The sequence below is a fragment of the Cellulomonas sp. PhB143 genome (genome assembly GCF_003752595.1).
GTDB lineage: Bacteria > Actinomycetota > Actinomycetes > Actinomycetales > Cellulomonadaceae > Paraoerskovia.
In genome coordinates this window covers 14,451-41,240 of the sequence record NZ_RKIJ01000017.1, presented here as the reverse complement: position 1 = coordinate 41,240, position 26,790 = coordinate 14,451, and the positions used below count along the sequence as shown (strand labels likewise).

Genomic DNA, 26,790 nt, shown 5'->3' with positions numbered 1-26,790 from the left:
TCCGTTCCGCCGGGTGAAGTAATCGGACAAGTGGCTCAGACCGAGCCATCCTGCCACGGGACCGGAGCATGCTGGAGTGTCGGTATCCGATCGTGACGTGAGAACCGTGGATTCTCTGGTCGCATGTCGGTGCCGGTGGCTACTATTCAGCCCAGCAGAATCGACACGGACGTGCACCGTTTCCGTGGGTGTCGGGGGCGGAGCGTATGAGCAAGGTCGAGGCGAACCAGCCTGAGTCGGCGTCCAGCGACGCCGAGCTCATCAGCTGTGCCCGGACCGGGAGCTCCGAGGCCTTCGGTGAGCTCTACGCCCGCCACGCCGCCGCCGCGCTGACCGTCGCGCGGCAGTACGTCTCCCGCCCGGCCGACGCCGAGGACGTCGTCGCCGACGCCTTCGCGAAGGTGATGACGATCCTGCGCAGTGGCAAGGGACCGGACGTCGCCTTCCGCGCCTACCTCTTCACCGTCGTCCGGCGTCAGGCGTACGACGTCGCGAAGGGCTCGCGCCGAGCGGCGCCGACGGACGACATGTCGATGTTCGAGGACGCGTTCGGGCCGATGGCCTCGACCGAGGAGCCGACGCTCGCGGGTTTCGAGCGCTCCACGGTGGCGCGGGCCTTCGAGGGCCTGCCCGAGCGGTGGCGCGCCGTCCTCTGGTACGCCGAGGTCGAGAACATGGCGCCGGCGCAGATCGCCCCCATGCTCGGCCTCACCGCCAACGGTGTCTCGGCGCTCGCGTACCGCGCGCGGGAGGGCCTGCGCCAGGCCTACCTGCAGCAGCACCTGTCGAGCACGGTCTCCGACGACTGCCGCCGGACCAACGCGCTGCTCGGCTCCTACGTCCGGGGAGGCCTCGCCCGCCGCGAGACGGTCGTCGTCGAGGCGCACCTCGAGAGCTGCGGCGAGTGCGGCGCGCTCGTGCTGGAGCTGGGCGACGTGTCCCAGGGCATGCGCGGCGTCGTCGGGCCCCTGGTGCTCGGTCTCGGCGCGATCGGCCTCATGGGCGTGCCGCTGCCGGTCGGTGGCTCGATCGCCGGCGCGGTGCTCGCGGGCGGGCTGTCGGGCGGCTCGGGTGTCGTCGGAGCGGCGGGCGGCGCCGCCGGCGCCGCGGGCACCGGTGCGGGCGTGGCCGGGGCGGGTGCAGGCGCGGCCGGGACGGGCGCCGCTGCCGGCGCTGCGGCCGGCGCCGCCGGTGCCGCCGGAGGCTCGGCAGCCGCTGTCGGCGGCGCCGCCGCGGGTGGAGCTGCCGCGAGCGGTGCAGCCGTGGCCGGGGCCGGCGCTGCGGCGGCGGGCGCGGGGCTCGGCGCCGGGGCCGTCGCGGGCGGGACCTTCGCCGCGACCGGAGTGGCCGGTCTGGCCGCGCTCGGCGGGGCGGGTGCCGCCGCCGGTGCGACGGGGATCGCCTCCCTCGTCGGCTCCGCCCCGATGGCGGTCGCCGCCGTCGCGCTGGGCGCCGTCGCGGTCGCCGGCATCGGCATCGCCGTCACCACGTTCACCGGCACCGGCGTGCCGGTCGCGACGTCGTCCGAGGGCCCCGCGGCGCTGCCCGACGGTAACGCCCCCGACGCGGTGAGCCCGGACGGGCCCGCAGGGGACGGCGACCTGCCGGACGCGCTCGACCCGATGTCTCCCGGCAACATCCCGGCCGACCCGCTGCCGGCGCAGCCGCTCCCGAGCGAGCAGCCCCTGGCCGACGCCGCGCCCCTGGCGGACACCCCGTTCACCGACCCGGGAGGCACGGCCGCCCTGCCGCCGTCGGACGCGCAGCCGCTCCCCGCCCCCGACACCTCCGGCACGGTCCCCGACGGCGCCGACCCGGCGCCCGACACGGACCCCGGGACGGGCGGCGGGACGGAACCGGAGACGGACCCTGGGACCGACACGCCGCCGGACCCCGGGACCGACACGCCGCCGGCCCCCGCGCCCGCACAGATCACCCTGAGCATCGACGGCACGCTCCAGCTCGCCGCCCGCAAGACCGAGCCGCTGGTCGTCAGCGCCTCCAACGTCGGCGGGACCAGCGCCGACGACGTCACGGTCGCCGTCGTCCTGCCCCCCGGGGTGGAGTCCCCGGACGGTGCCACGATGGTCGCGCGCGGCGCCTCCGTCCCGCGGGTGCTGAGCGCGGAGCAGATCAGCTGCGGCCGGCCCGACTCGAGCGACATCGGCGTCGAGCGCACCGTGCAGTGCACGGTCGGCACGCTCGCCCCGGGAGAGTCGAAGCGCGTCAGCGTGCCGGTGCGGGCCCAGTCGGGCGGCACATACGCGTTCGGGGCGAAGGCGTCCGGCGCGGACCTCCCGGAGGTCGCGCGCCAGTTCGACCCGACGTCGGTCGCCTACTACGGGGCGGAGCTGCGGACCCGGGCCGGGGACGTCCAGGACGTCGCGAACCCGGGCACGGCCACGCTCCCGGTCACGGTGTCCAACACGGGTGACCTCGGTGCCCAGGACCTGCAGGTCGAGGTCTCGCTGCCCGACGGCGTGACGTACGCGGCCGCGCCTGCCGGCTGGCAGTGCTCGGGCACCACCGACGTCACCTGCCTCCCCGACGCGGCGCGCACCGACCTGCCGGCCGGCAAGGACACGGCGCTGCCGCTGCAGGTCTTCACCGACGGCGCGCTGGACGGCGGGACGGAGCAGGCTGCGGTGCGCGCGACGGCGGCGGACCGGGGCGAGAAGCCGCTCGAGGCGGCCGCGTCGGCCGCGCTGGACGTCGACGAGCCGTGGAGCGGCCTGGCGGGCGCGACCGTCGAGCCGGTCTGCAGCGCCGACGCGACGACCGTCGCGACGGCGGAGGCGCTCGTCGTCCTCGACGCGACCAACGACATCCCGACCGACGTGCGCGTGACGCTGAGCGGCACGGGCCTCAGCACCGACGGCACGGCGGTGGTACCGGCCGGTGCCGCACGGACCGTCACGGTGGACGACGGTCTCGGGTACGACGCCGGCGACGCGCGCGTCGCCCTGAGCACCACCCTGGAGGCCGGCCCGTCGTCCGACCCCGTCACCCGGACCGTCGAGCGCACGTACGACGCCGGCGCCTTCCCGCGGTGCGACGCTTTCACCCCGCAGGTCGAGGCGCCCGTCGTCGACGCGACCGACGAGGCGGACGGGACCGTCGGCCTCGACGGGACGTTCGTCAACAAGACGCGCGCGGACCTCGAGGTCGCGATGACGGGGTCCGGCGAGGACCCGGTCGTGGTCCCGGCGGGCGAGGGACGCCGGTTCGACTACGACACCGAGCAGAAGAGCTACGAGGGTCAGCCTGCCTTCTCCTACCGCTGGGTCGAGAACACCGGCCACGCCGACGAGGACCGCGGCGGCCAGCACACCATCACGACCTCGGACGTGGTCAAGGCAGCGATCGAGCCGAAGGTCTCGCTCGAGGAAGGGCAGTGCACCTGGGTGCCGGACTCCCGGAAGGCGGCCGTCACGCTCGTCCTCGACAACACCCGGTCGACGTTCCCGACCACGTTCAGCTTCACGAACAAGAAGCTCGACCCGGTCACGGTCGAGGCGGGAGGCTCCGCGAGGCTGACGATCCCGATCGGCCTGACCGCCGAGTCCATCGAGATCGACGCGCACGGCGACGTGACGTCGACGACGATCACGCGGGACATGGTCCAGCGGTGCGACTGGCGCGTCGAGTCCGCGGACGGCCCGAACCAGCCGATGGTCGTCCCGCAGTGCGTCGACGGCCGGATCGCCTACGTCGGATCCCTGAGGAACGTCTCCGACCTGGGGATGGACACCCGCATGTTCATGGCTCTGCCCGGCGCCTCGTACGTGCAGTCCGGCACCGCGGCGCGCCTCTACCCCGCGGCGGACGCGCAGGGGCGTCCCTCCACCGGGACGTTCACCATCCCGACGGACCTGGTGAAGAGCGACTCGAGGAGCGTCTCCTTCCGCCTCAACCGCACGGGCTTCGGTGGCGGCGGTCTCGACCTCAAGGTCGTCGTCGGGGCGTGGGACTGCACGCCCGTGCCCGCCGCCGCGTTCACGCCGGGGACCTCGTCCTTCGACGCCGACACGAGCCGGTCGGTGATGGCCGGTGCCGTCACGCTGGGCAACAAGAGCGCACCGGGCGTCGCGATCACCTACGAGGTCACCGGCCCCGGTCTCGACCAGCCCGTGCGCAGGACGGTCGCGGCGGCCGAGAGCGCGACCGTCGACGTGCGGGTCCCGACGACGGGCCGCAGCTTCACCGTGACCGCCGGCGACTGGTCGCAGACCGTCGAGGCGGCGCCCTTCACCGCGCGCTGCCTGCCGGAGTGGAAGGCGTCGACCTGGCGCACGGTGCTGACCTATCCGTCGGGCGCGGCCGTCTCCGACGACGGCGCGAACTACGTCTCGCGCTGGAAGACCTACGGCGTCGGTAGCCCCAGCGACCTCTGGCGGGCGCTCCAGGGCTGGAAGTTCTCGCCGTGGACCCGCGCCGAGGCGTGCACCGGTGCGGCGGGCGGCGCGCTCGACGCGCAGCGCTCCGCGCCCGCGACCGACGCCCCGCCGTCGAGCGCCGACCCGGCACCCACGACGGGCTCCCCGTCGCCCGCTCCGGACAAGGCCGCGGGCGACGCGCCCACGGGCGCCAAGAGCTCCGACGACAAGGATCCGGGGGACAAGGGGTCTGCCGACAAGACTCCCGGAGACAAGGCTCCCGGAGATGAGGCTTCCGGGGACAAGGCCTCCGGCTCGGACGGGCCGGACCAGGGCGCGGGCAAGGACGCGTCCTCCGGCACGGGCGGTTCCGCCGGGACGCCGACTCCGTCCGGCAAGGACTCGCCCTCCGGCGGCAGCGGCTCGTCGGGCAAGGGCGGCTCGTCGGACAAGGCGGGCTCGGACACCGCGACGCCGCCCGCGAAGTCGGCCGAGACGCCGTCGGCCGCCCCGGACGCGAAGCCGGCGCCGAAGCCGGACGACAAGCCCACCGCGACGCCGACCCCGACCCCTTCGGGCGACGACCGGGGCTCGCGCCACGACCCGACGGCCGACCTGCGCGACTGGCTGCGGGGCTGGATCGGCTGAGCCGCTCCGGCCCCCAGACCCCCCGGGCCGCTCAGTCGGGCGGGGCGGCCGCCGTCGGCTCGCCGTCCACCGGCTGGGCCAGGGGTGCGAGGTGAGAGGACGCGAGGTCCGTCGCGGCGACGGGCGGCGTGCCGTCCCCGAAGGGTGATCCGCCGAGCGCCTCGCGCCCGTGCGGAGTCTGCCAACGGGACTCGTCAGGGCCGTCGGGGACGATGCCGCTCGGGTTCAGCTGGCTGTGCACCCGGTAGTAGTGGTGCTTGATGTGGTGGAAGTTCACGGTGTCGCCGAACCCCGGTGTCTGGAACAGGTCGCGGGCGTAGGCCCACAGCACCCGGTCCTCGGTGATCTTGTTGCGGTTGCACTTGAAGTGGCCGTGGTAGACGGCGTCGAACCGGACGAGGGTCGTGAACAGCCGCACGTCGGCCTCGGTGATGTGGTCGCCCACGAGGTAGCGCCGGTCCTCGAGGCGGTCCGTGAGCCAGTCGAGGCGCTCGAACAGGTTCCCGTAGGCGGCGTCGTACGCGAGCTGGCCGTCGGCGAAGCCTGCCCGGTAGACGCCGTTGTTCACGTCGGTGAAGACCTTCTGGGCGACGTCGTCGATCTCGTCGCGCCACGCCTGCGGGTACAGGTCGGGGGCGCCGTCGCGGTGGTGCTCGGTCCACTCGGTCGACAGGTCGAGCGTGATCTGCGGGTAGTCGTTCGTCACCAGCGCGCGGGAGGGGACGTCGACGAGGGCCGGGACGCTGACGCCGCCGTCGTCCTCCGGGTCGCGGGCGAGGTAGTGCTCGGCGAGGAAGTGCGAGCCCAGCACGGGGTCGACGCCGTCCGGGTCGAGCGTGAACCGCCAGCTGCGGTGGTCCTGGATCGGGTCGACGATCCCGAGGGAGATCGCGTCCTCGAGCCCGAGGAGACGCCGGTCGATGATCGAGCGGTGCGCCCACGGGCACGCGAGGCTCGCCACGAGGCGGTAGCGCCCGGGCTCGACGGGCCAGCGGCCCTCGTCGTCCGGGCCCTCGCCGGGCGCCGAGGTGCTCGACGACGCGATCCGGTCGGTGAAGCGGGGGCCGCTGCGCTTCCAGCCCTTGGGTACGGGGTTGGTGCCCGCGCCGGTGGCGGGCTGGTCGCTCATCGCTCGTCCTCGGGGATCGACTGGTAGACCGCGTCGTCGATCCGCGCGTGCCCGCCGGTCAGGCCGAGGGTCAGGCCGGCGGTGCGGGGCTCGTGCAGGATCTCGGCGAGCACGGCAGCCACGTCCGTGCGTGTCACCTCGCCGCGACCCACGTCGGCGCCGAGGGAGACCCGGCCCGTGCCGAGGTCGTCCGTCAGGTGGCCCGGCCGCACGATCGTCAGGTCGAGCGGGCGGGGCAGGAGGTCGGACTCGGCGGCGGCCTTCGCGCGCAGGTAGGCGAGGAGCACGGGATCTGTGTCCTCGGGGACGTTGTCCGCGCGCACCTCGTCGACGCCCATCGACGAGACGAGCACGTAGCGCCGGACGCCGGCGCGCTCGGCGGCGTCGGCCAGCAGGACGGCGCCCGCCCGGTCGACGGTGTCCTTGCGCTCCGCGCCGCTGCCGGGCCCGGCTCCCGCGGCGAAGACCACGGCGTCGGCGCGCTGCAGCGCGAAGCTCACCGTGACGTCGTCGTCCTGCTCCAGGTCGATGAGCGCGACCTCGGCGCCCAGGTCCGTCAGGTCGAGGATCTGCGAGGCCGAGCGGACGAGCCCGACGACCGAGTCGCCCCGCTCGATCAGCGCCTGGACGAGGAGCCGACCGATCTTCCCGTGGCTCCCGGCGACGACAACTCTCATGAGCCGAACGTAACCCGGTGACGGCGCCGTCCGCTCGACGGAGGCGCCGGGCGTGACGCGGGCCACCGGGCCGCCCCCCGCCCGGGAGGCCGGCTCAGGACCGGCCGGCTCAGGAGGCGCCGGCTCAGGAGGCGAGGGGCTCGCGCACCGCCACGTCGAGCAGCGGGTCGATCCCGTAGCCGACGCCGCGCGCCGTGCGGATCGCGGCGACCCCGAGCTTCTCGCGGATGCGGCGCACGTGGACGTCGATCGTGCGCGTCCCGGCGCCGAGGTCCTCGTCCCGCCACACCGTGGCGAGCAGCTCGGCCCGCGGCACGGCCCGCTCGCGGTGCTCGACGAGGTGGGCGAGCAGGTGCGACTCGCGGGAGGTCAGGGCGTGCGCGGTGCCGTCGACGTACACCGTCCGGCGTTGCGCGTCGAGCTCGAGGCGGGGCACCGGCGACAGGCGCGCGAGGAGCTCGAGGAAGGCGGCGTCGGCGGCCCGCTGCTGCGTGGGCGTGGGCGTGGGCGTGGGCGTGGGCGTGGGCGCCGGGCGCGGCGCGACCGGGCGGGCGGGATGGGCGGCGCGGGGGCGGGAGTGCGAGGGGCGGCGGGGGGCGAGCGTCGACATGGGTGGCTCCGGGGTGCATCGACCGCGAGCGAGGGCTCAGCGGCGCCGACGGGGTCGGCTGGGTCGTCAGGGCGGGGGCTTCAGGCCTGACAACACATGCACACGGGCATGCCGAGCACGGCGCCGGGAACGGCGTCAGAGGTGCGCGGCAGCGTGGTCACAGGACGAGGATGCCATCACGGCGCGGTGCGCGCCAAGGGGCGGACCGGGAACTTCCCGGATGGTGAGACGGAGGGGTCAGACGACGCCGTACAGGCGGTCGCCCGCGTCACCGAGGCCCGGCACGATGTACGCGTTCTCGTCGAGGCGCTCGTCGATCGCGGCGACCACGAGCTCGACGTCGACGCGCTCGCCGACGGCCTGGTTGACGACCTCGATGCCCTCGGGGGCCGCGAGGATGCACACGCACGTCACGTGGCGCGCGCCGCGCTCGAACAGGTAGTCGATCGCCGCGACGAGCGTGCCGCCCGTGGCGAGCATCGGGTCGACGAGGAAGCAGTGCCGCCCGGACAGGTCCTCCGGGAGCCGGTTCGCGTAGGTGACGGCCTCGAGCGTCGTCTCGTCGCGCTGCATGCCGAGGAACCCGACCTCGGCCGTCGGGAGCAGGCGGGTCAGGCCGTCGAGCATGCCGAGGCCGGCGCGCAGGATCGGCACGACGAGCGGGCGCGGCTCGGCGATCTTCTGCCCCGTGGTGGGGCCGATCGGCGTCGTGATCTCCCGCGGCTCGGTGCGCACCTCGCGGGTCGCCTCGTAGGCGAGCAGGGTGACGAGCTCGTCGACGAGCAGCCGGAACGTCGGGGACGGCGTCCGCTCGTCGCGCAGGATGGTCAGCTTGTGGGCGACCAGGGGGTGGTCGACGGCGTGGACGCGCATGCGCCCAGGCTACCGGTGCTCGGGCCCGGCCCGTCAGCGACCTGTCAGACTCCCGCCCCGCCCTGGCGGGGCCGGAGTCTGACAACCTGGGGGGGTGGACGACGACGGTGCCCGGCAGGCCTCCGAGCCGGGGCAGGCCCCCGGGCTCGCGCTGCCCTGGGCGGACGACACCTTCCCGCCCGTGCACGCCGCCCAGCGGGCGCAGGTCTACGACGCGCTCATGGGCATGGCGCTGCACGAGGCGACGCACGCGCTGGCGTCCGACGACGTCCCCGTCGGCGCCCTCGTCGTCTCGCCCCGGGGGACGTTGCTCGGCGTCGGGCGCAACCGCCGCGAGGAGGCGCAGGACCCGACCGCCCACGCCGAGGTCCTCGCCGTCCGCCAGGCCGCGGCGACGCTGGGCGGCTGGCGGCTGGAGGGCTGCACCCTCGTCGTGACGCTCGAGCCCTGCGTGATGTGCGCCGGGGCGATCGCGCTCGCCCGCGTCGCCCGCGTGGTGCTGGGCGCGTGGGACCCCAAGGCCGGCGCGACGGGGTCGGTGTGGGACGTCGTCCGCGACCGGCGCAGCACCCACCGGCCGGAGGTCGTCGGGGGCGTGCGCGAGGCCGAGTGCGGCGCGCTGCTCCGCGAGTTCTTCGAGACGCAGCGGTGACGCGCCCGACGACGACGGGCGCCCCGGCGCCCGGGACCCGCGCGCCGCGCCCCTGGCCCGTGCTCGCCGCGCTCGCGTGGGCGGCGGCGGTCCCGCTGCTGTGGTGGTGGGGCGGCCGGCTCGCGCGCGACGGCGAGATCATGCTCTCCGGTGACGCCGCGCCGTTCACGGGCAGGCTGCAGGTCGACGTCGGTCCCGGCACGTTCGTCGCGGCAGGCGTCGCGGCCCTGGTGGTGACGTTCGGCCCCCGCCTCGCGGCGCGCCTCGCCTGGCGGCCGCTGCTGCTCGTCGCCTGGGCGACCGCCCTCGTGTGGACGGTGGCGCTCGGCGCGTCGGCCCGCTGGGGGGACCTGACGCACCCGCTCGAGCACCGGCAGGACTACCTGGCGGCCGTCCCGGGGGCCGCCGCCGACCCCGGCGGGTTCCTGGCCACCCTGCAGTCCGACCCGGTCGCCTACCCGGTCCACGTGCGCGGGCACCCGCCGGCGTTCACCCTCCTGCTCGCCGGGATGGACCGCCTCGGCCTCGGTGGCGCCGGCTGGGAGGCGGCCCTGGTGATCCTCGCGGGGACCAGCACGGTGGTCGCCGTCGCGACCACGCTGCGCGCGCTCGGCGGCAGGGCAGACACGGCCGGCGCGGCCGGCAGGGCAGACACGGCCGGCGCCGCCGGCGCGGGGGAGCGGACCGCACGGCTCGCCCTGCCCGCCGTCGTGCTGGCCCCCGCGGCGCTGTGGGTGGCGACGTCGGCCGACGCCTTCTACGCGGGCGTCCTCGCCTGGGGCGTCGCGCTGCTCGCCCTCGCGAGCACGACGACGTCCCCCGCCGCCCGCTGGTCGCTCGCCGTGGCGGCGGGCCTGGTCCTCGGCGAGGCGCCGTTCCTGTCCTGGGGGCTGGCGCACATGGCGGTCGTGGTGCTCGCCGTCCCGCTGGTCTCGCGGCGCTGGCGCCCCACGCTGCTCGCCGGTGCCGTCGTCCTCGCGAGCGTCGTCGCCTGGGGCGTGGCCGGGTACTGGGTGTGGGACGGGCTGGCGGCCACGCACGAGGCGTTCACGCGCGGCATCGCCGACGCGCGGCCGTACGGGTACTTCCTCGTCGCCGACGCGGTGCTCCTGGGCGTGCTGGTGGGCCCCGCCGGCGTCGGCGGACTGACCCGCGTCCGCCGGCTCGACCCCGCGACGCGGTGGCTCGCCGGGCTCGCGCTCGCGACCGCCGCGCTCGGGGCCCTCGGCGGGTTCGAGAAGGGCGAGGTGGAGCGCATCTGGCTGCCGGTCGCGTGCTGGGTGGCGCCGGCCGCGGCGGCGCTCGCCGTGCGGGCGCCGGGGCGCGAGCCCGGCCGGGTCGGCTGGAGCGGGGCGCTGCGGTGGTGGCTCGTCGCCCAGGCCGCGGTCGCGCTCCTCGTGGAGACGCGCGTGCACACGAGCTGGTGACCTCCGTCCGGCCGGCCGTGCCCGCAGGCGCGCCGCGTCCGTCAGCCGATCGTCAGCGGCCCCGCACGGCCCAGACGCCCGGACCTTCCTAGGATCGAAGGATGAGCCGGACGGGTGGCAGGGCCGAGGACGCGGACGGGCCCGCGGGCGCCGCCGCGACGTCGCGCCCGGGTGCCCTCGCCCGGCTGCGGCCGCCGGCGCCCGAGGAGTTCCGCTCGGCCGTGCACGACCCGCGCGTGACCGCGCGCGTCGGGCTGTTCCTCGGCATCGCCTTCCTGCTCGTGTTCGTCACCGGGCTGGTCTCGCACTTCCTGCAGAACCCGCTGCCGTGGCTGCCCGTGCTGACCACGCCGGTGTGGGGCTACCGGCTGACCCAGGGCGTCCACGTCGCCACCGGCATCGCGTGCATCCCGCTGCTGGTCGCGAAGCTCTACACGGTCTACCCGGCGCTGTTCGAGCGCCCGCCCGTGCGCGGCGTCGTGCACGCGCTCGAGCGCGCCTCGATCGCGCTGCTCGTCGCGGCGTCGATGTTCCAGCTGCTCACCGGGCTCTTCAACACCTTCCAGTGGTACCCCTGGCAGTTCGGGTTCGTGGGCGTGCACTACGCGACCGCGTGGGTCGTCGTCGGCTCCCTGCTGCTGCACGTGGGAGTGAAGCTGCCGATCATCGTCACGGCGCTGCGCGCGCGCGTCGTCGACGGCGAGATCGCCGACGGCGCCCCGCTGTCGCCCGGCCGCATCACGGACGGCACCCTCCACTCGGTGCCCGACGGCGACCTCGCTCCCGTCCCCGCCGGCCGCGACCCCGAGGCCGCGGCCACGCGGCGGGGGTTCCTCGCCGCGGTCGCGGTGACCGTCGTCGGGCTGACCGCGCTGACCGTGGGCCAGACGGTGCGCCCGCTGGCAGCGGTGTCCGTGCTCTCGCCCCGCGACCCGCGCGTCGGTCCGCAGGGGCTGCCGATCAACAAGACCGCCGCCGAGGCGCACGTGACCGAGACCGCCGTCGACCCCGCCTGGCGGCTCGAGCTCGAGGGCCCGGCGGGCACGCGGAGCCTGTCGCGCGACGACCTGCTGGCCATGCCGCAGCACGAGGCGGTGCTGCCGATCGCGTGCGTCGAGGGGTGGAGCGCCTCGGCGCGCTGGCAGGGGGTGCGGGTGCGCGACCTCGTGGCGCTGGTGACCGACGACGCGTCGTCCGGCGGTGGGGCGTCCGGCCCGGCGACGGCGCGCGACCTCAGCGTCGTCAGCCTGCAGGAGGTGGGCTCGTACGGCCGGTCGGTGCTGCCCGCCGAGCACGTCGCCCACGGCGACACCCTCCTCGCCCTGCGCCTCGAGGGCGAGGACCTCGACGTCGACCACGGCTTCCCCGCGCGGATCATCGCCCCGAACCGCCCGGGCGTGCTGCAGACCAAGTGGGTCGCGCGGATGTCGGTGGTGCAGGCGTGAGCGCCCCCGGCCGCTCCGGCCGCTACGACACCGTGCCGCGCTCGGGGAGCCGGGGCGTCGCCGTCGGGCGCGCGCTGCTCGCGCTGGGCGGCGTGGCGATGATCGCCTGGGGTGCGTACGTCGCGGTGACGCGCGTCCCGTCGAGCCAGTGGCCGAGCGCCCTCGTGTGGCTCGCCGGAGGGATCGTGCTGCACGACGCGGTGCTCGCGCCCGTCGCGATCGTCGTCGGCGCCCTCGTCCTGCCGCGGGTGCCGGCCCCGTGGCGGCCCGCGCTGCGCGGCGGGATGCTCGCGCTCGGCGTGCTGGCGATCTTCGCGGTCGCGCTCCTCGCCGGGTCCGCGCACCGGCGCAACGCCTCGGTGGTCCCGCAGGACCCGCTCGCGGCGCTCGCGGTCGCGCTCGGGGTCCTCGTCGTGGGCGTGCTGCTGGGGGCGTGGTGGGCCGTCGCGGCGCGGCGCCGGAGCGCTCTGCGGGACTGAGGCGGGACCGAGGCGGGACCGGCGCACCGGCGTGCGAGTGGCGGTGGGCGTCGCGACCATGGATCCATGACCAGATTCGGGTACACCCTCATGACCGAGCAGTCCGGCCCCAAGGCGCTCGTCGACTACGCCGTGGCGGCGGAGCGCGTGGGCTTCGACTTCGAGGTCTCCAGCGACCACTACTTCCCGTGGCTCGACAGCCAGGGGCACGCCCCGTACGCGTGGTCCGTGCTCGGCGCCGTCGCGCACGCGACCGAGCGCGTGGGCCTGATGACCTACGTGACCTGCCCGTCCGTGCGCTACCACCCCGCCGTCGTCGCGCAGAAGGCCGCGACGCTCGGCCTGCTCAGCGACGGCAGGTTCACCCTCGGGCTCGGCGCCGGCGAGAACCTCAACGAGCACGTCGTCGGCGAGCGGTGGCCCGCGGTCGGGGAGCGGCACGACATGCTCGAGGAAGCTCTCGAGATCCTGCGCGAGCTGTTCGCGGGCGAGCGCCTGACGTACGAGGGCACGCACTTCCGTGTCGACTCCGCCCGCCTGTGGGACCTGCCGGCCGTCCCGGTGGAGATCGGCGTGGCGGTCTCGGGCGCGCAGTCCATCGAGCGGTTCGCCCCGCTCGCCGACCACCTCGTGGCGGTCCAGCCGGAGGAGGGCATCGTGGAGCGCTGGGACGCCGTCCGCGACGCGGCCGAGCTCCCCGCCTCGCGCAAGGTCGGGCAGATCCCGGTGTGCTGGGACCGGGACCGTGACGCGGCCGTCGCCCGCGCGCACGAGCAGTTCCGCTGGTTCGGCGGCGGCTGGCGCGTGAACGCCGATCTGCCGACGACGGAGGCGTTCGACGCCGCCAGCGCGTACGTGCGGCCCGAGGACGTGGCCGAGCAGATTCCCTGCGGGCCGGATCTCGACGCGATCGTCGAGGCGGTCTCCGCCTACTGGGAGGCCGGGTTCACCGACATCGCGCTCGTGCAGGTCGGCGACGAGGGGCAGCAGCGCTTCCTCGACGAGGCCGCCGGCCCGCTCCTCGAGCGCCTGCGCGCGGCGGCGCCGTCGGGCGACTGAGCGCTGTTCGGCGCGGCGCTACCGCGGCCGGCGCAGCGCCATGATCGTGCGCCCGCCGAGGATCCACTCCTCCTCGGGCTCCAGGCCGACGCCGCGGGCGAGCCGCGCGAGCGCCGTCACCCCGACCCGGGCCCAGGGCATCGGGTGGCTCTCGCGGCCGTCCGCGGCGCGCAGGACGACGGGGCTCACCTCGTCCACGTCCGGCTCCGGGTCCGCCTCGACGACGACCAGGCCGCCCGGTACCACCAGCTCGCGGCACCGCGCGAGCAGCGCGGCCGGGTCGCCGCCGATGCCGACGTTCCCGTCCGCGAGCAGCGCGGTGCCCCACCGTCCCTCGCCGGGCAGCGGGCGCTCGACGGCGCGGCGCAGCGCCATCGCCCCGCGCGAGCGGGCCTCGTGCACGGCCCGCGGGGAGACGTCGATGCCCAGGCACGGCACACCCCGCCGGCCCAGCGCGGCGGCGAGCCGCCCCGGGCCGCAGCCGATGTCGAGCACCGGCCCCTCGCAGCGGGCGAGGATCATCTCGTCGACCGCGCTCGGCGGCGCGGACCACGTCGAGACGTCGAGCGGGCGGGCCTCCGCGGCGCCGACGGCGAGGACCGGCGCGCCCGTGAGGGCCTCCTCGTACAGGGAGATCGGGTGCACGCGGCGGGCGGGCGGCGACGTCGGCCCCCCGGCGTGCGCCTGGGCGGGGGACGGATCGGTCTCGAGGTCGCCGGCCCGGTCGGCGACGTCGTCGGCCGCGGTCACCGGTCGTCCCCGACGGCCGCGGGGAGCGCTTCGCCCGTCGCGTCCGCCCACGCCGCCGCGAACCGAGAGCCGGGCGCGGCCCGCGCGACGGCGCGGGCGTCGTCGGGCAGGTCGACGTCCCGCAGGACGGGCAGCGACCGGACGCGCAGAGCGAAGTCCTGCAGGCGCGAGAGCTGGACCGCGCCGGTCGTCTCGAGCGACATCGGCACGCCCGCGAACACGCTCTCGTAGAACTCGTGGCTGCCGCGGGGCAGGCCGATCGCCCAGAACCCGCCGTCCTCGGCCATCCCGATCACCGCGTCCGCGCGCCGGAAGTCCACCGCGGCGAGGTCGACGCCCGAGGCGGGCGAGCCGAGCTGCGGGGTGTCCATCCCGACCAGGAGGATCGGGCCCTCGTGGCCCTCCGCCACGCGGGAGAACGCGCCGGCGAGGCGGCGGTCCAGGCCGCCCTCGATCTGCGGGACCACGGTGAACCCCTCGGGCACCCAGTCGCCCGGGACGCCGTCGAGCACGAGGACCCGGTCGACGTCGGGCACCGCGGCGACCGCGGCGAGCGTGTCCTCGAGCGCGGCGCGCGCGAGGGCGGCCGCCTGCTCCGGGGAGAACTGCGCCTGCAGGCGGGTCTTTGCGCGGCCGGGCAGCGGCTCCTTCGCGAGGACGACGATCGTGCGCGCGGGCTCGAGCTCGGGCGCGCTCATCGGGCCAGCACCTTCGACATGTCGCTCACGGCGCGCCACGCGCCGAGCGGCGTGCCCGTCACCTTCGAGCGTCCCTTGCGCTGGACGTAGGGGACGTCGACCTCCGCGACCCGCCAGCCGGCGTCGGCGGCGGCGACGACCATCTCGAGCGGGTACCCGGAGCGGCGGTCGCGCAGGTCCAGGCCGAGCAGCGCGTCGCGGCGGGCGGCGCGCATGGGGCCGAGGTCGTGCAGCGGGACCCCGGTGCGCCGCCGCGTGCGGCGGGCGAGCTCGTGGTTGGCGAAGCGCAGGTGCCACGGCCAGGCGCCGCGGCGGGCGTCCCGGCGGCCGAGCACGAGCTCGGCGTCGCCCGCCAGGACCGGGTCCAGCACGAGGGGCAGGTCGGCGGGGTCGAGGCTCGCGTCGGCGTCCATGAAGGCGACGACGTCGGCCGTCGCGGCCTCGAGCCCGGCGTGGGCCGCGGCGCCGAAACCCTTGCGCTCGGCCCGCACGACCGTTGCCCCGTGCGCGCGGGCGACGTCGGCGGAGCCGTCCGTCGAGCCGTTGTCCACGACGACGGCGCGCGTGCCGGCGGGCATGCGCGGCAGGAGCCAGGCGAGCCCCTCGGCCTCGTCGAGGCAGGGCAGGACGACGTCCACCGCGGCGGGCGGGGGCAGGCGGGGCCGGTGCGGCTCGGCGGCGGCGGCGGTGGACCGGCGCTCGGCGAGCGGCGGGGGGAGGGGTGCAGCGTCGTTCGTCACCCTCCCGACGGTACGAGGCGCCGGGCGCCCTCGCCCGACGTTCCCGCACGTCGGGCGCTGACGGTTCGCTGACGGCGCCCGGATATCCTGGGCGCATGCCCGCCAAGGTTCTCGTCGTGGACGACGACGCGCTCGTCGCCACCGCAGTCGCCGCGCACGTGAGCGCCGCGGGCCACGAGTCGCGGCACGCCGTCGACGCGGACGAGGCCGAGCGCCTGTGGCGCACGTGGCGGCCGGACGCCGTCGTGCTCGACGTGCGCCTGCCCGGGCGCTCGGGGCTCGAGCTCCTGCGGCGCCACCGCGAGGACGGGGACGGCACGCCCGTCGTCCTGCTGTCCGGGCTCGGCTCGGTGGACGACCGGATCGTGGGGCTGGAGGTCGGCGCCGACGACTACCTCGCCAAGCCGTTCGACGCCCGCGAGCTCGTGCTGCGGGTCGAGGCGCTGCTGCGCCGCGGCCCCGGGACGGTCGGGGCGGCGCCCTCGAGGATCGTCGTCGGGCCGCTCACCGTCGACGCCGCGGACCGCTCGGCGGTCGTCGCGCGCGACGGCGGCGAGGTGCGCGTCGAGCTCGCCCCCCGGGAGTTCGCGCTGCTGCAGTTCCTCGCGCTGCACCCGGGCCAGGCGTTCAGCCGGCGCGAGCTGCTGCGCCGCGTGTGGGGCTGGGACTTCGGCGACGACTCGACGGTGATGGTGCACGTGCGGCGGCTGCGCGCGAAGCTCGAGGCCGACCCGGCCGAGCCCACGCTCGTCCTCAACGTGCGCGGCGCGGGCTACCGGCTCGCCGGCCCGGGCGGGGCCGACGGGACCGCGGGGGCGGCGGACCCCGCCGGTGCCGCGCACGAGGGGCTCGCCTCGTGACCGACCTCCAGTTCATGGCGGTCGTGACCGTCGCGGCGGCCGTCGGCATCGGCGTGGCCGGCGGGATGCTGGTGCGCCGCGCCCGGCGCCGGTCGCTCTCCGCGGCGCTCGTCGTCGCCGCGCTGGTCCCGTTCGGCGCCGTCGTCGTGGCCGTCGCCGTCAACGTCAACCAGATGTTCCTCTCGTCGCACGACGCCGGGGTCGTCTGGTTCGTGCTGGCCGTCTCCTCCGTCCTCGCCGTGGTGCTGGCGGTGCTGCTCGGGCGGACGCTGGGCTCCGAGCTCAAGCGGGTGGCCGACGACGCCCGCGGCCTCGTCGACGACGGCCACACCTCCGTGCAGGAGGAGCCGACGACCGCGGAGCTCGCGCACCTGTCCGCCGAGCTCGTGGAGACCCGCGCGCGGCTCGCCACGGCGCGCGAGCGGGAGCGGGCCGCCGAGGAGGCGCGCCGGCAGGTCGTCGCGTTCGTCAGCCACGACCTGCGCTCGCCGCTCGCCGGGATCCAGGCCGCGTCGCAGGGGCTGCGCGACGGCGTGTTCCCCGAGCCGGGAACGGCGCTCGACGGGATCGAGTCCGCCGTCGGGCGCATGGCGCGGATGATCGACGACCTCGCCGAGCTGTCCCGGCCGGACGGCGCCGGGCGCTCGAAGGGCGCCGCCGCGCGGCTGCCGGCCGCGGCGCCGGGAGTCGCGGCCGGGGGCCCGGGCGCCGGGCCGGGCGCGGCGCCGGTCGCCGGATCGTCGCCGGCGCCCGCGGGCGAGCGGGTGGACCTGGCCGCCGTGGTGCGCGACGTCGTCGCCCACGCCGTGCCCGTGGCGACCGACGCGGGGGTGCTGCTGGAGTCGCGAGTGGAGGACGGCGTCGTCGTCCCCGGGGACGCGGACGGCCTGGGCCGGCTGCTGGACAACCTCGTGACCAACGCGGTGCGCTCGAGCGGCGCCGGCGGGCACGTGCGGGTGGCGGTCACGCGGGCCGGCGGCGTCGTGCGGATCGTCGTGCAGGACACCTGCGGGGGGATCCCCGAGCACGTGCGCGAGCGGGTCCTCGAGCCGGGGTTCCGGGCGGGGGAGCGGCCCGGGTCGAGCGGGCTGGGCCTCGCGATCGTCGACCGCGTCGTGGAGCAGCACGGCGGGAGCGTCGACGTGGGCTCGACGCCGGAGGGCTGCAGCGTCGAGGTCCGCGTCCCGGCGTCCTGACCCGGCCCGCCGCTCTCTCGCGCCCCCTCGCACGCCGTCCCGCGCGCCCTCCCCGGACTTGTCAGACTCTGGCCCCGCCCTGGCGGGGCTCAGGTCTGACAACTCGCGCGCCCCCAAATTGTCAGACTCTGGCCCCGCTATAGCGGGGCTCAGGTCTGACAGCTCCGGGGGAGGGGTCAGGCGCCCGAGCGCACCAGCTCCTCGAGGCCCGCGCGCAGCGGCACCTGCGCCCGCCACCCCAGCACCTGCGCCGCCCGCTCGCTCGACGCCGTCACGTGCCGCACGTCCCCGGCGCGGTACTGCCCGGTCACCACGGGCTCGGGCCCGTCCATGACGTCGGCGAGCACGCGCGCCATCTCGCCGACGCTCGTCACCGTCCCCGACCCCACGTTCAGCGGCGTCACCCCCGGCCCCGCGGGCGACTCGGCGGCCCGCACGACGGCGGCGGCGACGTCGTCCACGTGCACGAAGTCCCGGCGCTGCGCCCCGTCCTCGAACACCCGCGGCGCCCGGCTGTGCGCGAGCTCGGACCGGAACAGCGACGCCACCCCGGCGTACGGGGTGTCGCGCGGCATCCCCGGCCCGTAGACGTTGTGGAACCGCACCGCCGTGGCGCTCGCCCCGGTCTCGCGCGACCAGGCGCCGAGCAGGTGCTCGCCGTGCACCTTCGTGGCCGCGTAGACGTTGCGGGGGTCGAGCGGCGCGTCCTCCGCGACGAGGCCCGGCACCAGGACGGTGTCGCACCGCGGGCAGCGGGGGTCGAAGATCCGGGCGTCGAGGTCCTCGATGCGCCGCGGGCCGGGGCCGACGACGCCGTGCTCGCCCGAGCCCGGGCCGGCGCACTCGTAGCGCCCCTCGCCGTAGACGACCATCGAGCTCGCGAACACGACGTGCGGCATGCGGGCCGTGGCCGCGGCCCGGAGCAGGACGGCGGTCCCGAGGTCGTTGGAGGAGACGTAGTCGTCGATGTCGTCGATGTTCACGCCGAGGCCCACCTTCGCGGCGAGGTGGACGACGGCGTCGGCCCCCTCGAGCGCGGACGTCACCGCACCGAGGTCCCGGACGTCCGCGCGGGCGAGGCGGGCGCCGTCGGGCAGGTCGGGCGTCGTGCCGGAGGGGTGGACGTCCTCGCGCAGGCTGTCGAGGACGGTGACGGTGTGGCCGGCGCGGACCAGGGCGCGCGTGGTCGCGGCGCCGATGAACCCGGCGCCGCCGGTGAGGAGGGTGTGCATGGCGACCAGCATGCACAGACCGGCGGGCGGCCGCAGGCGGATCCCGCCGCCGGCGCCCCGAACGATCCGCTGACGGCCGGGTACTGGCTGCCCGCCTCTGGCGTCCGCCGCGCGTGGCGCGCACCATGGCCCCATGGCAGCGCTGACGCTCGCGGACTACGCCACCCACAGCCCGTACAGCGACCCGGGCGAGCACGCCGCGCTGCTGCGCGCCGTGCCCCCCGACCCGGCGAGCGTGCACGCGGCGGCGTGCACCGCCGTCGTCCACTACCGGGCGGGGAACCCGACGCTGACCGCTGATCAGGAGCACGACGTCGACACGCGCTGGCTCGCCGAGATCCTCGGCGTCGCGGCCGCGCGGCAGGCCGGCCCGCTCGCGGAGCCCCGCGGGCTGGCGGACCAGGTCGCGGGCTGCTGCCGGGACCACACGCTTCTCGCGGTGGGGGTCCTGCGCGAGCAGGGGGTGCCGGCGCGCTCGCGCGTCGGGTTCGCCGGGTACTTCGAGCCCGGGTTCCACCACGACCACGTCGTCGCCGAGTGGTGGGACGGTCGCCGGTGGGTGCGCTCCGACCCGGAGCTGGCGGCCGGGCCGCCCTGGGACTTCGACGTGCACGACGTCCCCCGGGGCCCGGGCGCGCCGTTCGAGACCGCCGCCGAGGTGTGGCGGGCCGTGCGGTCCGGGGACGCCGACCCGGCGACCTACGGCGTCGCCCCGGGGCTGCCCGAGCTCGGCGGCCGGGGTTTCGTGCGCGACTACGTGCTGCTCGAGCTGGCGCACCGGCAGAAGGACGAGCTCCTGCTGTGGGACCTGTGGGGGCCGATGGTCCCGGCGTTCGACGGCGGCGCCCTCGCCCCGGGCGTGCCGGGCCCGGGCGACCCGGCCTACGAGGCGGAGTTCGACGCGCTGGCCGACGACGTCGCGGCGCTCCTCGTGGCGGCCGACGCGACGGACGGCGCCACGGGCGGGACGGCGGCCGCCGAGGCCGAGGAGGCGCTCGCCGAGCGGTACGCGAGCGACGCGCGACTGCGCCCGGGCTCCGGCGTGGTGACCGCCTCGCCGTCGGGGCGGGTCGGGCAGACGGACCTGGCAGGGCGTACGACGACGTGGCGTGCCGCCCCCTGACCTGTGCACCGGGCGCGCGGCCCGGCCGCCGCGCCGTCCCGGCACCCGGGCGATAGCCTGCGCGAGCACGCCCGACCGCCGGACGCCCCGGCGTCGCGCAGCCCGAGGAGCCCCGATGCCGCTGACCCGAGCCTTCGCCGAGGCCGACTCGCCCTTCGAGCTGTCGAGCGCCGAGGTGGTGTGGACGGGCCTCGTCGCGGTCCTCGCCCTCGGGGCGGTCGCGGTGGTGCTGACCGCCGTCGTCCTGCTGCTGCGCTCGTCGCGCGGCGGGCGGGAGTCCGCCGGGAAGAGCACCGAGGACCGGCTCGCAGAGATCGACGAGCTCGCCGAGCGCGGCCGGATCACCGAGGCGGAGCGGGAGAAGGCGCGGGCGCGGATCCTCGGCTCGCTCTGAGCGCAGGGCGGGTGCGAGACTCGCGCGCATGACCGCGACGACCGACCTGCCCGACGCCCCCGAGTCCCCGATCGGCATCATCGGCGGCTCCGGGCTCTACTCCCTGCTCGACTCCCCGGAGTCCGTCGAGGTCGAGACCCCGTTCGGCTTCCCGAGCGAGAACCCGCAGCGCGGCACGTTCGGCGGCAAGCCCGTCGTCTTCCTGCCCCGGCACGGCGCCGACCACCGCCTGCCGCCGCACCGCGTCAACTACCGGGCGAACCTGTGGGCGCTGCGCGCGCTCGGCGTGCGGCGCGTCCTCGCCCCCTCGGCCGTGGGCGGGCTCGTCCCGCAGCTCGGGCCGGGGTCCGTCGTCGTCCCCGACCAGCTGATCGACCTCACGTGGGGCCGCGCGCACACGGTGTACGACGCCGTCGGGCCGGTCGTGCACGTCGGGTTCGCGGACCCGTACTGCCCGCTCGGGCGGGCGACCGCCGTCGCCGTGGACGCGCCCGCGACGCTCGAGGTGGTCGACGGCGGCACCATGGTCGTCATCCAGGGGCCGCGCTTCTCGACGCGCGCGGAGTCGCGGCGCAACGCGGCCGACGGCGGCACGGTCGTCGGCATGACCGGTGCACCCGAGGCGCAGATCGCCCGCGAGCTGGCGATGTGCTTCACGTCTCTCGCGCTCGTCACGGACTCGGACGCGGGGGTCGACGCGGCGTCGGCGGTCTCCCACGCGGCGGTGCTCGAGGCGTTCGCGGCGAACGTCGAGCACGTGGGCACGCTGCTCGGGTCCGTCGTGGCGGCGCTCCCGGACGACGCGGGCTGCGCGTGCCGGCACGCCGTCGACGGGCTGCCCCTGCCGTTCGAGCTGCCCTGACGGCTCCGACCGCCGCGCCGCCCGGCCCGGCTGCGCCGAGCGTCACGTTCGGCGACCTCGCGCGTGCCGTCGGGCTGCCGAACGTGACGTTCGGCGGTGATGTGCGGGTGCTCGGTGGTGCCGACCGCCCGCTGCGCCCGGTCAGAGGCGGGCGGCGAGCTCCTCGAGCGTCTCGGTGACCCCGGCGTCGACCTTGACCGTCGCGAGGGGGTCGCCGCGGGTCGCGCCGCGGTTGACGATGACGACGGGCTTGCCGGCCTTCGCGGCGCGCCGGGCGAAGCGCAGGCCGCTCATCACGGTCAGCGACGACCCGGCGACGAGGAGGGCGTCGGCGTCGTCCACCATCGCGTACGCGCGCTCGACGCGCTCGCGCGGCACGTTCTCGCCGAAATAGACGATCTCCGGCTTGAGCACCCCGCCGCAGAACTCGCAGGGCGCGGGCCGGAAGTGCGAGGTGGTCTCGATGACGGCGTCCGCGTCGGGCGCGATCTCGATGTCCGCGACGCTGCCGGCGACGGACTCCACGAAGCCGGGGTTGAGGGCGTCGAGGCGCTGGGCGAGGTGCTCGCGGGAGACGACGCGCGAGCACGACAGGCAGATCACCCGGTCGTAGCGCCCGTGCAGGTCGATGACGTGGCGCGAGCCGGCGTCCTCGTGCAGGAGGTCGACGTTCTGGGTGATGACGCCGGTGACGACGCCGCGCTCCTCGAGCCGCACGAGCGCCCGGTGGCCGGCGTTCGGGTGGGTGCGGCGCACGTGCTGCCAGCCGACGTGGTTGCGCGCCCAGTAGTGGCGCCGGAAGTCCGCGTCACCGACGAACTGCTGGTACGTCATCGGCGTGCGCGGCGGGGAGTCGGGGCCGCGGTAGTCGGGGATGCCCGAGTCGGTGGAGATGCCAGCGCCCGTCAGGACCGCGATGCGGCGGCCGCGCAGGACGCCGACGGCGTCGTCCACCGTCCCGGTCTCGACCACCGGCAAGGCGTCGGCCCGGGGGGTCGCGGGGATCGGTTGCTGCGTCCAGGTCACGGATCGAGCGTACGACCGCGGCGCCGATTTCGGATCGGGCCTGCTGACCGGGTATCCTCGTCGGGCTGGGTTCGCCCGGCTGGGTAGCGTGTCCGAGCGGCCTAAGGAGCACGCCTCGAAAGCGTGTGTGGGTGAAAGTCCACCGTGGGTTCAAATCCCACCGCTACCGCCGTCGCCGAAGGGCCCCGAACCGCAGGATCATGCGGATGCGGGGCCCTTCGTCGTACCCGGACCTCCAGGCCATCGCCGCCGTCCGGTACTTGTGACGGCGAACGCACGACGATCCAAAGCCGGGGATGATCGCGAGTGCACCGTGACGGCAGCGCCCGACGGCGACATGCGCACGCACACGGGTCCTGGTCCACAACCGGCCGCGAAGTAGACTCCACACGGTCGCGGTGGAGACGAAGCTGTGGGACTCCTGTCCATCGCGCCGGAGCGCGCTGGTGCGACTACGAGCATATCGACGACGAGGCTTCAGGAGTGATCAGGTGGTACAGGCAAGGCGGACGGTGAGACTACCGCGGCTGCACGAAGTGACGCTGACCTCCTTCAGCCTCTACCGCGTGAAGCCGACAGTTACAGTCCCGATCGATAAGGACGTGTTTTGCCTCGCCGGCGCAAACGGGCTAGGGAAATCGACGTTCATCGCCGCGTTGAACTACGGACTTACGGGTGGGGTCGCGCCGCCCGGTGTGCGCGTCGAGCAACTGCCAAAATATCAGCGTGATGCCGCTGCCTATGGCACGCGCTACTTCACCGGGCGAATCTCAGAACTGGACCGAGAAAGCTCGAGCGTCGAGCTAAAGTTCACCATCGGCACAAGCCAATACCGTATTCGTCGCAGATTCTTCTCTCCTCATGAGCTCGAGCATCTTAGCGTCACCGACAACGACGGGAATGCACTCCTACCTCATGACGCAACGCTCGACGCCGAGCAACGCAACATTCTTTTCCAGGAGCAGCTCCTCGAGGACAGCGGCCTTCAGACATTCGCCCAGTTCGTCTTCATGCAACACTTCGTGCTCTCTTTCGACGAGCACAGACACCTACTGTTTTGGGACACGCGAGCGACCGAACTCGTTCTGTATCTCGCACTCGGACTAGACCCGAGCCTCGCCAAGCAGGTCGACGAGCTAAGAAAGGCCGCTGCCGCAGCCGGATCGCAAGCCCGCAATGCTCAGTATCAAGCCACGCTGGCTCGCAATGAAGTGAACCAGGTGCTGGGTCAGCTGAACAAACATGGCGGCGTCGACAGTGCTGTCGTGGACGAGTATCGCAGTCTCCAGGCCAACAAGGAACGCATTACCGCCGAACGCGACGCTCTCAGAACGCAGCTCGTGGACGCGCAACTTGAGTTCGCTGAATCGAGCGCGAGCTTGATGCGCACTCGGCAAGAGTACGATCGCGCATTCATGCGAAGAATTGGGCAGGCGTCACCGACCTCCGGCTCAACATTACATCCCGCAATTGATCACATCTTGCGTGATCACGCCTGTCGGATTTGCGGCACACAGCATGCGCAGGTGCCGGCTCGAATCGAGGCGGAATTGCGAGACGGGAACTGCCCACTTTGCGCGGCCAAGTTGCCAGACGCCCAGGCATCTCCGAGCGACAGCCAGAGCGCGCTCGTCAGGCTCGATGCGGAGATGGCATCTTTCACAGAGAAAACCGGGTCACTGAGCAGGACAATCGAGCGGCTTGATCAGGAAACGAGGTCCAAGCAACGCGAGCTCGCCGCAGCGATCACTGCGTCATCCGGACTCCAAGAACGGTACCAACTCCCCTCCGCCGTCAACGAGATTGACGCCCCCGACATCGCAATGATGCGAGAGCGCGCCCGGCAACTAGAAGGTTCCGTTGACGTTCTATTAGGGCGAAAGGAGGAGCACCTCCAACGTCGAGCGGAAGCCATTGCCGCCTACGAGCCGATTCAGGCCGCTCTTAAGTCCGCGTGGAACGCTGCAGAAGCCGAATTTGTGCCGCGGTTCCGTCGCCTTGCAGAGGAATTCATCGGCCTGCCGCTACAGGTGACCCTGGACGCGGGGTCGGGCGTGAACGGGATGGCGCACCTCGCTTTGTCGGTAAACAGCACTCACCGCAGACGCGCTGAACAACTCTCCGAGAGTCAGCGGTTCTTTCTCGATATTGCTCTTCGCATGAGCCTGGCTCAGCATATGACGATCGGAGAAGGACCTGCCTGCTTGCTAGTCGACACGCCCGAAGGTGCGCTTGACATCGCGTATGAGGCCAAAGCGGGCGAGATGTTTGCGTCCTTCACCGCAGACGGCGACCAGCTCGTCATGACTGCGAACGTCAACACGTCGCAGTTGTTGCGGCGAATGGCAGAGCGCTGTGGTCGGGAGCGAATGGAGTTCGTGCGAATGACCGAATGGACCACGCTCACGGACGTCCAGACTGAAGAAGAGGGGCTCTTCAACGATGCCTTCTCAGCGATCGAGAGCGCGCTGGACCAAGGCCCCAAAACGGCGGGCGTGCAGTGACTGAGGACCCAGATCGCGACGAGATGACCCTGTTCAACGTCGGCGAAGATTTGGACTCAGATACTGCCTATGTCGATAGCGGAATCGAGGACTCCGCGTGGCAATCGCTTCAGGATTGGCAGCCAGGGGCAATTTTCGATGTGCTACACCTCGCTCGACTCTTGGGCGAGCAACGTCCGGCCGGACGCATGGAGTTCCACAGTTTCGCCTATTTGGCATGCTTGATGTCCGTGTTTAAGGGGCGGCCCGCGACGGAATGGGGCTACGCGTTCAGTGCGGTCCCGCCAACTCTGCCGTATAGTCCGGCAATTGATTCGGCGCTGGATGAGCTCATAGCGTCGGGCCATCTGGCGTTGCGCGCACCCACACAACACCAGGATGCGAGCGGTTTTCGGATTACTCGCTCCGGCGCGGAGGAACTAGGGTTCCTTAGCGACTTGCACGCATTTGGCAGTCGGACGCAGTTCCTTTACGCTTCCGGCGCGACCGCATTGTTCACCTCGCTATCTGCCGTCGTGAACTCTCTTGCTTTTGAACCACAGCTCTCGCAAGCTTTGGTACTCGACAGTTCAAGGATGCTCCTCACACGGGCATCCGCTGATCGGCTATATGAGGAGTTTCACGCACTCCTCGAGGTTCTCGGTCCCGAACATGAGGAGCTTCTGGTTCCCGCGTCGCTTTACGTGCAATTTCTCCAGGATCGCGCACAGCGCGCGCTAGACGTCGCCTCCGAGGGCGAGGAGCCATAATGATATCTGCGAATTCCGAGGATCTCGTATCCGCTTTCATGAGACTGAGCAACAGGCGTTACGAGGCTGCGGCGCACGATCGTTTCGGAGTACCTGGGATGGACGCGCTGGTCAGGTTGGTCGCTACCGCGCGGGAAGTGCTCAAGCACGTGCCTTTCGAGATGCTCACCTCAGGTCTCGCTGTCCTTGCACCAATCGACGATGACAATGAGCCGCTACAAGAGGGAGGTGCTACACACTACAACCTCGCCGACCTCGGAGGGCCAGCGGTTGCTCAAATGACGGTCGCTCGCTCGGGGCCGACCACATATCGCGTTTGGAACTCCATGCGGACCGACGTGTCGTACAACGGGCCGCACCTGATCTATCGCTATGTTCATCGGCAAGTCGAGGAGATAGTGATCGATGGCGTGAGCTGGGTTGTAAACGACAGTCCTTGGGATTGCGGCATGGCTACGCCAACGTTTTCCTCTCTCGAGAGCGCGCTTGAGCAATACGTTCGACAGAACCGCATCCCCGAACAGTGCGGGCACCTGGCCGCAATGTGGGGGGACGATGCTCGAATTTCGCTCGGCGAGAAGCCCGAGCACCTCATGAGGAGATCGCTCCACCTGGCCCTGATCTACGCGCTATCTGACGCGACTGTACGACCAGAGCAGAATCAGAGTGAAACGAAGCCCGTCGATCTCGAAGTGACGTGGTGGAGTGATAGGCGCGCGGCAATCGTCGAAATCAAGTGGCTAGGCGCCTCGGGGCAAAGAGACGAATCGCACTTTAAGACGAAGTATTCGCAATCGCGAGCAGTGGAGGGTATGCGGCAACTCGCCGAGTATCTTGACCTAAGAGACTCGACGACGTCCGATATCCCGGTCATGGGGTACCTGTTTGTCTTCGACGCAAGGCGGCGCAATCTAGCTCCGGGTCAGTCATCAATCAGCAGAGACGACGGGCTGTACTACGCACAGAGCGATCCATCATATCCACCTGAGATCATTGAACGTGCGGACATGGGTCGGCCATTCCGGTGCTTTATGGAGCCTGTCTTCGTCTAGAGGGCGTCCCGCATGTCTTGGTTCCGGTGGCATAGTGCCTGTGTGGGTGTGATCTCGGCGCCGGACATTTCCTGGATCGAGCCGTTCGCAGGTGCATCATCGCGCACGGCCTCTCGTCTGGTCGACGAGCTGCGTCAGGACGGAGGGGACCGCCCGGGTCAGGACGGACCGTGGAAGTTGAGGCTCGAGGGCCGAGGTTTGCTGGTCGCGGCACACTGGCGCACGAGCC

At 73.7% G+C, this 26,790-nt stretch carries 23 protein-coding genes and 1 tRNA gene; 15 read left to right on the top strand and 9 right to left on the bottom strand.

Annotated elements, in window-relative coordinates; genetic code table 11:
• Positions 1-206: 206 nt before the first annotated feature.
• A complete protein-coding gene (locus EDF32_RS14060) occupies positions 207-5,024 on the top strand; it encodes a sigma-70 family RNA polymerase sigma factor (RefSeq protein WP_123309188.1) in 4,818 nt (1,605 codons plus the stop codon).
• Between the two features lie 31 nt (positions 5,025-5,055).
• On the opposite strand, the gene EDF32_RS14055 is transcribed toward EDF32_RS14060, so the two are convergent.
• From EDF32_RS14055 to upp, 4 genes are all read right to left on the bottom strand, one after another.
• Positions 5,056-6,153, bottom strand: coding sequence for a glutathione S-transferase family protein (locus tag EDF32_RS14055; protein WP_123309187.1), 1,098 nt, complete (start codon positions 6,151-6,153; stop codon positions 5,056-5,058).
• Positions 6,150-6,830, bottom strand: coding sequence for an SDR family oxidoreductase (locus EDF32_RS14050; RefSeq protein ID WP_123309186.1), 681 nt, complete (start codon positions 6,828-6,830; stop codon positions 6,150-6,152). Before EDF32_RS14050 ends, EDF32_RS14055 begins: the two co-directional genes overlap by 4 nt.
• A 124-nt stretch (positions 6,831-6,954) precedes the next feature.
• Positions 6,955-7,440, bottom strand: coding sequence for a winged helix-turn-helix domain-containing protein (locus tag EDF32_RS14045; RefSeq protein WP_123309185.1), 486 nt, complete (start codon positions 7,438-7,440; stop codon positions 6,955-6,957).
• A gap of 237 nt (positions 7,441-7,677) precedes the next feature.
• Positions 7,678-8,313, bottom strand: a complete 636-nt coding sequence (upp, locus tag EDF32_RS14040) for a uracil phosphoribosyltransferase (protein ID WP_123309184.1) — start codon at positions 8,311-8,313, stop codon at positions 7,678-7,680.
• 220 nt (positions 8,314-8,533) lie between these two features.
• Between upp and EDF32_RS14035 the strand changes: the two genes are divergently transcribed.
• The 5 genes from EDF32_RS14035 (at position 8,534) to EDF32_RS14015 (ending at position 13,375) form a co-directional block, all read left to right on the top strand.
• On the top strand, positions 8,534-8,965 hold the full coding sequence (locus EDF32_RS14035; RefSeq protein ID WP_123309257.1) for a nucleoside deaminase: 432 nt from the start codon (positions 8,534-8,536) through the stop codon (positions 8,963-8,965).
• Positions 8,962-10,392 carry a hypothetical protein gene (locus EDF32_RS14030; protein ID WP_123309183.1) on the top strand — a complete coding sequence of 477 codons (1,431 nt, stop codon included), beginning with the start codon at positions 8,962-8,964 and terminating at the stop codon, positions 10,390-10,392. The genes EDF32_RS14035 and EDF32_RS14030 overlap by 4 nt, the downstream gene beginning before the upstream one ends.
• Before the next feature lie 101 nt (positions 10,393-10,493).
• Complete coding sequence (locus EDF32_RS14025; protein WP_123309182.1) at positions 10,494-11,837, top strand: molybdopterin-dependent oxidoreductase; 1,344 nt, start codon at positions 10,494-10,496, stop codon at positions 11,835-11,837.
• Positions 11,834-12,316: a hypothetical protein gene (locus EDF32_RS14020; RefSeq protein ID WP_123309181.1), complete on the top strand. Its 483-nt coding sequence runs from the start codon at positions 11,834-11,836 to the stop codon at positions 12,314-12,316. The genes EDF32_RS14025 and EDF32_RS14020 overlap by 4 nt, the downstream gene beginning before the upstream one ends.
• A 66-nt stretch (positions 12,317-12,382) precedes the next feature.
• Entirely contained in the window at positions 12,383-13,375 is a 993-nt protein-coding gene (locus tag EDF32_RS14015; RefSeq protein ID WP_123309180.1) for a TIGR03557 family F420-dependent LLM class oxidoreductase, read from the top strand.
• 18 nt (positions 13,376-13,393) lie between these two features.
• Here the strand turns inward: EDF32_RS14015 and EDF32_RS14010 are convergent, their stop codons facing one another.
• The 3 genes from EDF32_RS14010 to EDF32_RS14000 are packed head-to-tail and all read right to left on the bottom strand — an operon-like array spanning position 13,394 to position 15,563.
• On the bottom strand, positions 13,394-14,125 hold the full coding sequence (locus EDF32_RS14010; protein ID WP_233565938.1) for a bifunctional 2-polyprenyl-6-hydroxyphenol methylase/3-demethylubiquinol 3-O-methyltransferase UbiG: 732 nt from the start codon (positions 14,123-14,125) through the stop codon (positions 13,394-13,396).
• The gene (locus EDF32_RS14005; protein ID WP_123309179.1) at positions 14,122-14,823 is read right to left on the bottom strand and encodes a DUF2064 domain-containing protein; all 702 of its coding nucleotides are present in this window, start codon (positions 14,821-14,823) and stop codon (positions 14,122-14,124) included. Before EDF32_RS14005 ends, EDF32_RS14010 begins: the two co-directional genes overlap by 4 nt.
• Positions 14,820-15,563, bottom strand: coding sequence for a glycosyltransferase family 2 protein (locus EDF32_RS14000; RefSeq protein WP_370450000.1), 744 nt, complete (start codon positions 15,561-15,563; stop codon positions 14,820-14,822). Before EDF32_RS14000 ends, EDF32_RS14005 begins: the two co-directional genes overlap by 4 nt.
• Before the next feature lie 95 nt (positions 15,564-15,658).
• On the opposite strand from EDF32_RS14000, the gene EDF32_RS13995 reads away from it, so the two are divergent.
• Both EDF32_RS13995 and EDF32_RS13990 read left to right on the top strand, forming a co-directional pair.
• Positions 15,659-16,423, top strand: a complete 765-nt coding sequence (locus EDF32_RS13995; RefSeq protein WP_123309178.1) for a response regulator transcription factor — start codon at positions 15,659-15,661, stop codon at positions 16,421-16,423.
• On the top strand, positions 16,420-17,619 hold the full coding sequence (locus EDF32_RS13990; RefSeq protein WP_123309177.1) for a HAMP domain-containing sensor histidine kinase: 1,200 nt from the start codon (positions 16,420-16,422) through the stop codon (positions 17,617-17,619). The genes EDF32_RS13995 and EDF32_RS13990 overlap by 4 nt, the downstream gene beginning before the upstream one ends.
• 176 nt (positions 17,620-17,795) lie before the next feature.
• On the opposite strand, the gene EDF32_RS13985 is transcribed toward EDF32_RS13990, so the two are convergent.
• Positions 17,796-18,851, bottom strand: a complete 1,056-nt coding sequence (locus tag EDF32_RS13985) for an NAD(P)-dependent oxidoreductase (protein WP_123309254.1) — start codon at positions 18,849-18,851, stop codon at positions 17,796-17,798.
• Positions 18,852-18,984: 133 nt separating this feature from the next.
• On the opposite strand from EDF32_RS13985, the gene EDF32_RS13980 reads away from it, so the two are divergent.
• The 3 genes from EDF32_RS13980 (at position 18,985) to EDF32_RS13970 (ending at position 21,230) form a co-directional block, all read left to right on the top strand.
• Positions 18,985-19,974, top strand: coding sequence for a transglutaminase-like domain-containing protein (locus tag EDF32_RS13980; protein WP_123309176.1), 990 nt, complete (start codon positions 18,985-18,987; stop codon positions 19,972-19,974).
• 115 nt (positions 19,975-20,089) lie between these two features.
• Positions 20,090-20,368 (top strand): hypothetical protein, encoded by a 279-nt coding sequence (locus EDF32_RS13975; RefSeq protein ID WP_123309175.1) that lies wholly within the window; start codon positions 20,090-20,092, stop codon positions 20,366-20,368.
• Between the two features lie 28 nt (positions 20,369-20,396).
• A complete protein-coding gene (locus EDF32_RS13970) occupies positions 20,397-21,230 on the top strand; it encodes an S-methyl-5'-thioadenosine phosphorylase (protein ID WP_199734948.1) in 834 nt (277 codons plus the stop codon).
• Between the two features lie 141 nt (positions 21,231-21,371).
• Here the strand turns inward: EDF32_RS13970 and EDF32_RS13965 are convergent, their stop codons facing one another.
• Positions 21,372-22,256, bottom strand: a complete 885-nt coding sequence (locus EDF32_RS13965; protein WP_370449998.1) for an NAD-dependent protein deacetylase — start codon at positions 22,254-22,256, stop codon at positions 21,372-21,374.
• A gap of 82 nt (positions 22,257-22,338) precedes the next feature.
• On the opposite strand from EDF32_RS13965, the gene EDF32_RS13960 reads away from it, so the two are divergent.
• The 4 genes from EDF32_RS13960 to EDF32_RS14500 all read left to right on the top strand — a co-directional run bounded on the left by EDF32_RS13960 (position 22,339) and on the right by EDF32_RS14500 (position 26,561).
• A tRNA-Ser gene (locus tag EDF32_RS13960) sits at positions 22,339-22,425 on the top strand.
• Positions 22,426-22,792: 367 nt separating this feature from the next.
• On the top strand, positions 22,793-24,760 hold the full coding sequence (locus tag EDF32_RS13955) for an AAA family ATPase (RefSeq protein ID WP_158614109.1): 1,968 nt from the start codon (positions 22,793-22,795) through the stop codon (positions 24,758-24,760).
• Between the two features lie 23 nt (positions 24,761-24,783).
• Positions 24,784-25,509, top strand: a complete 726-nt coding sequence (locus EDF32_RS13950) for a hypothetical protein (RefSeq protein ID WP_148061617.1) — start codon at positions 24,784-24,786, stop codon at positions 25,507-25,509.
• 98 nt (positions 25,510-25,607) lie between these two features.
• Positions 25,608-26,561 (top strand): hypothetical protein, encoded by a 954-nt coding sequence (locus EDF32_RS14500; protein ID WP_148061616.1) that lies wholly within the window; start codon positions 25,608-25,610, stop codon positions 26,559-26,561.
• The last annotated feature ends 229 nt before the right edge of the window (positions 26,562-26,790 follow it).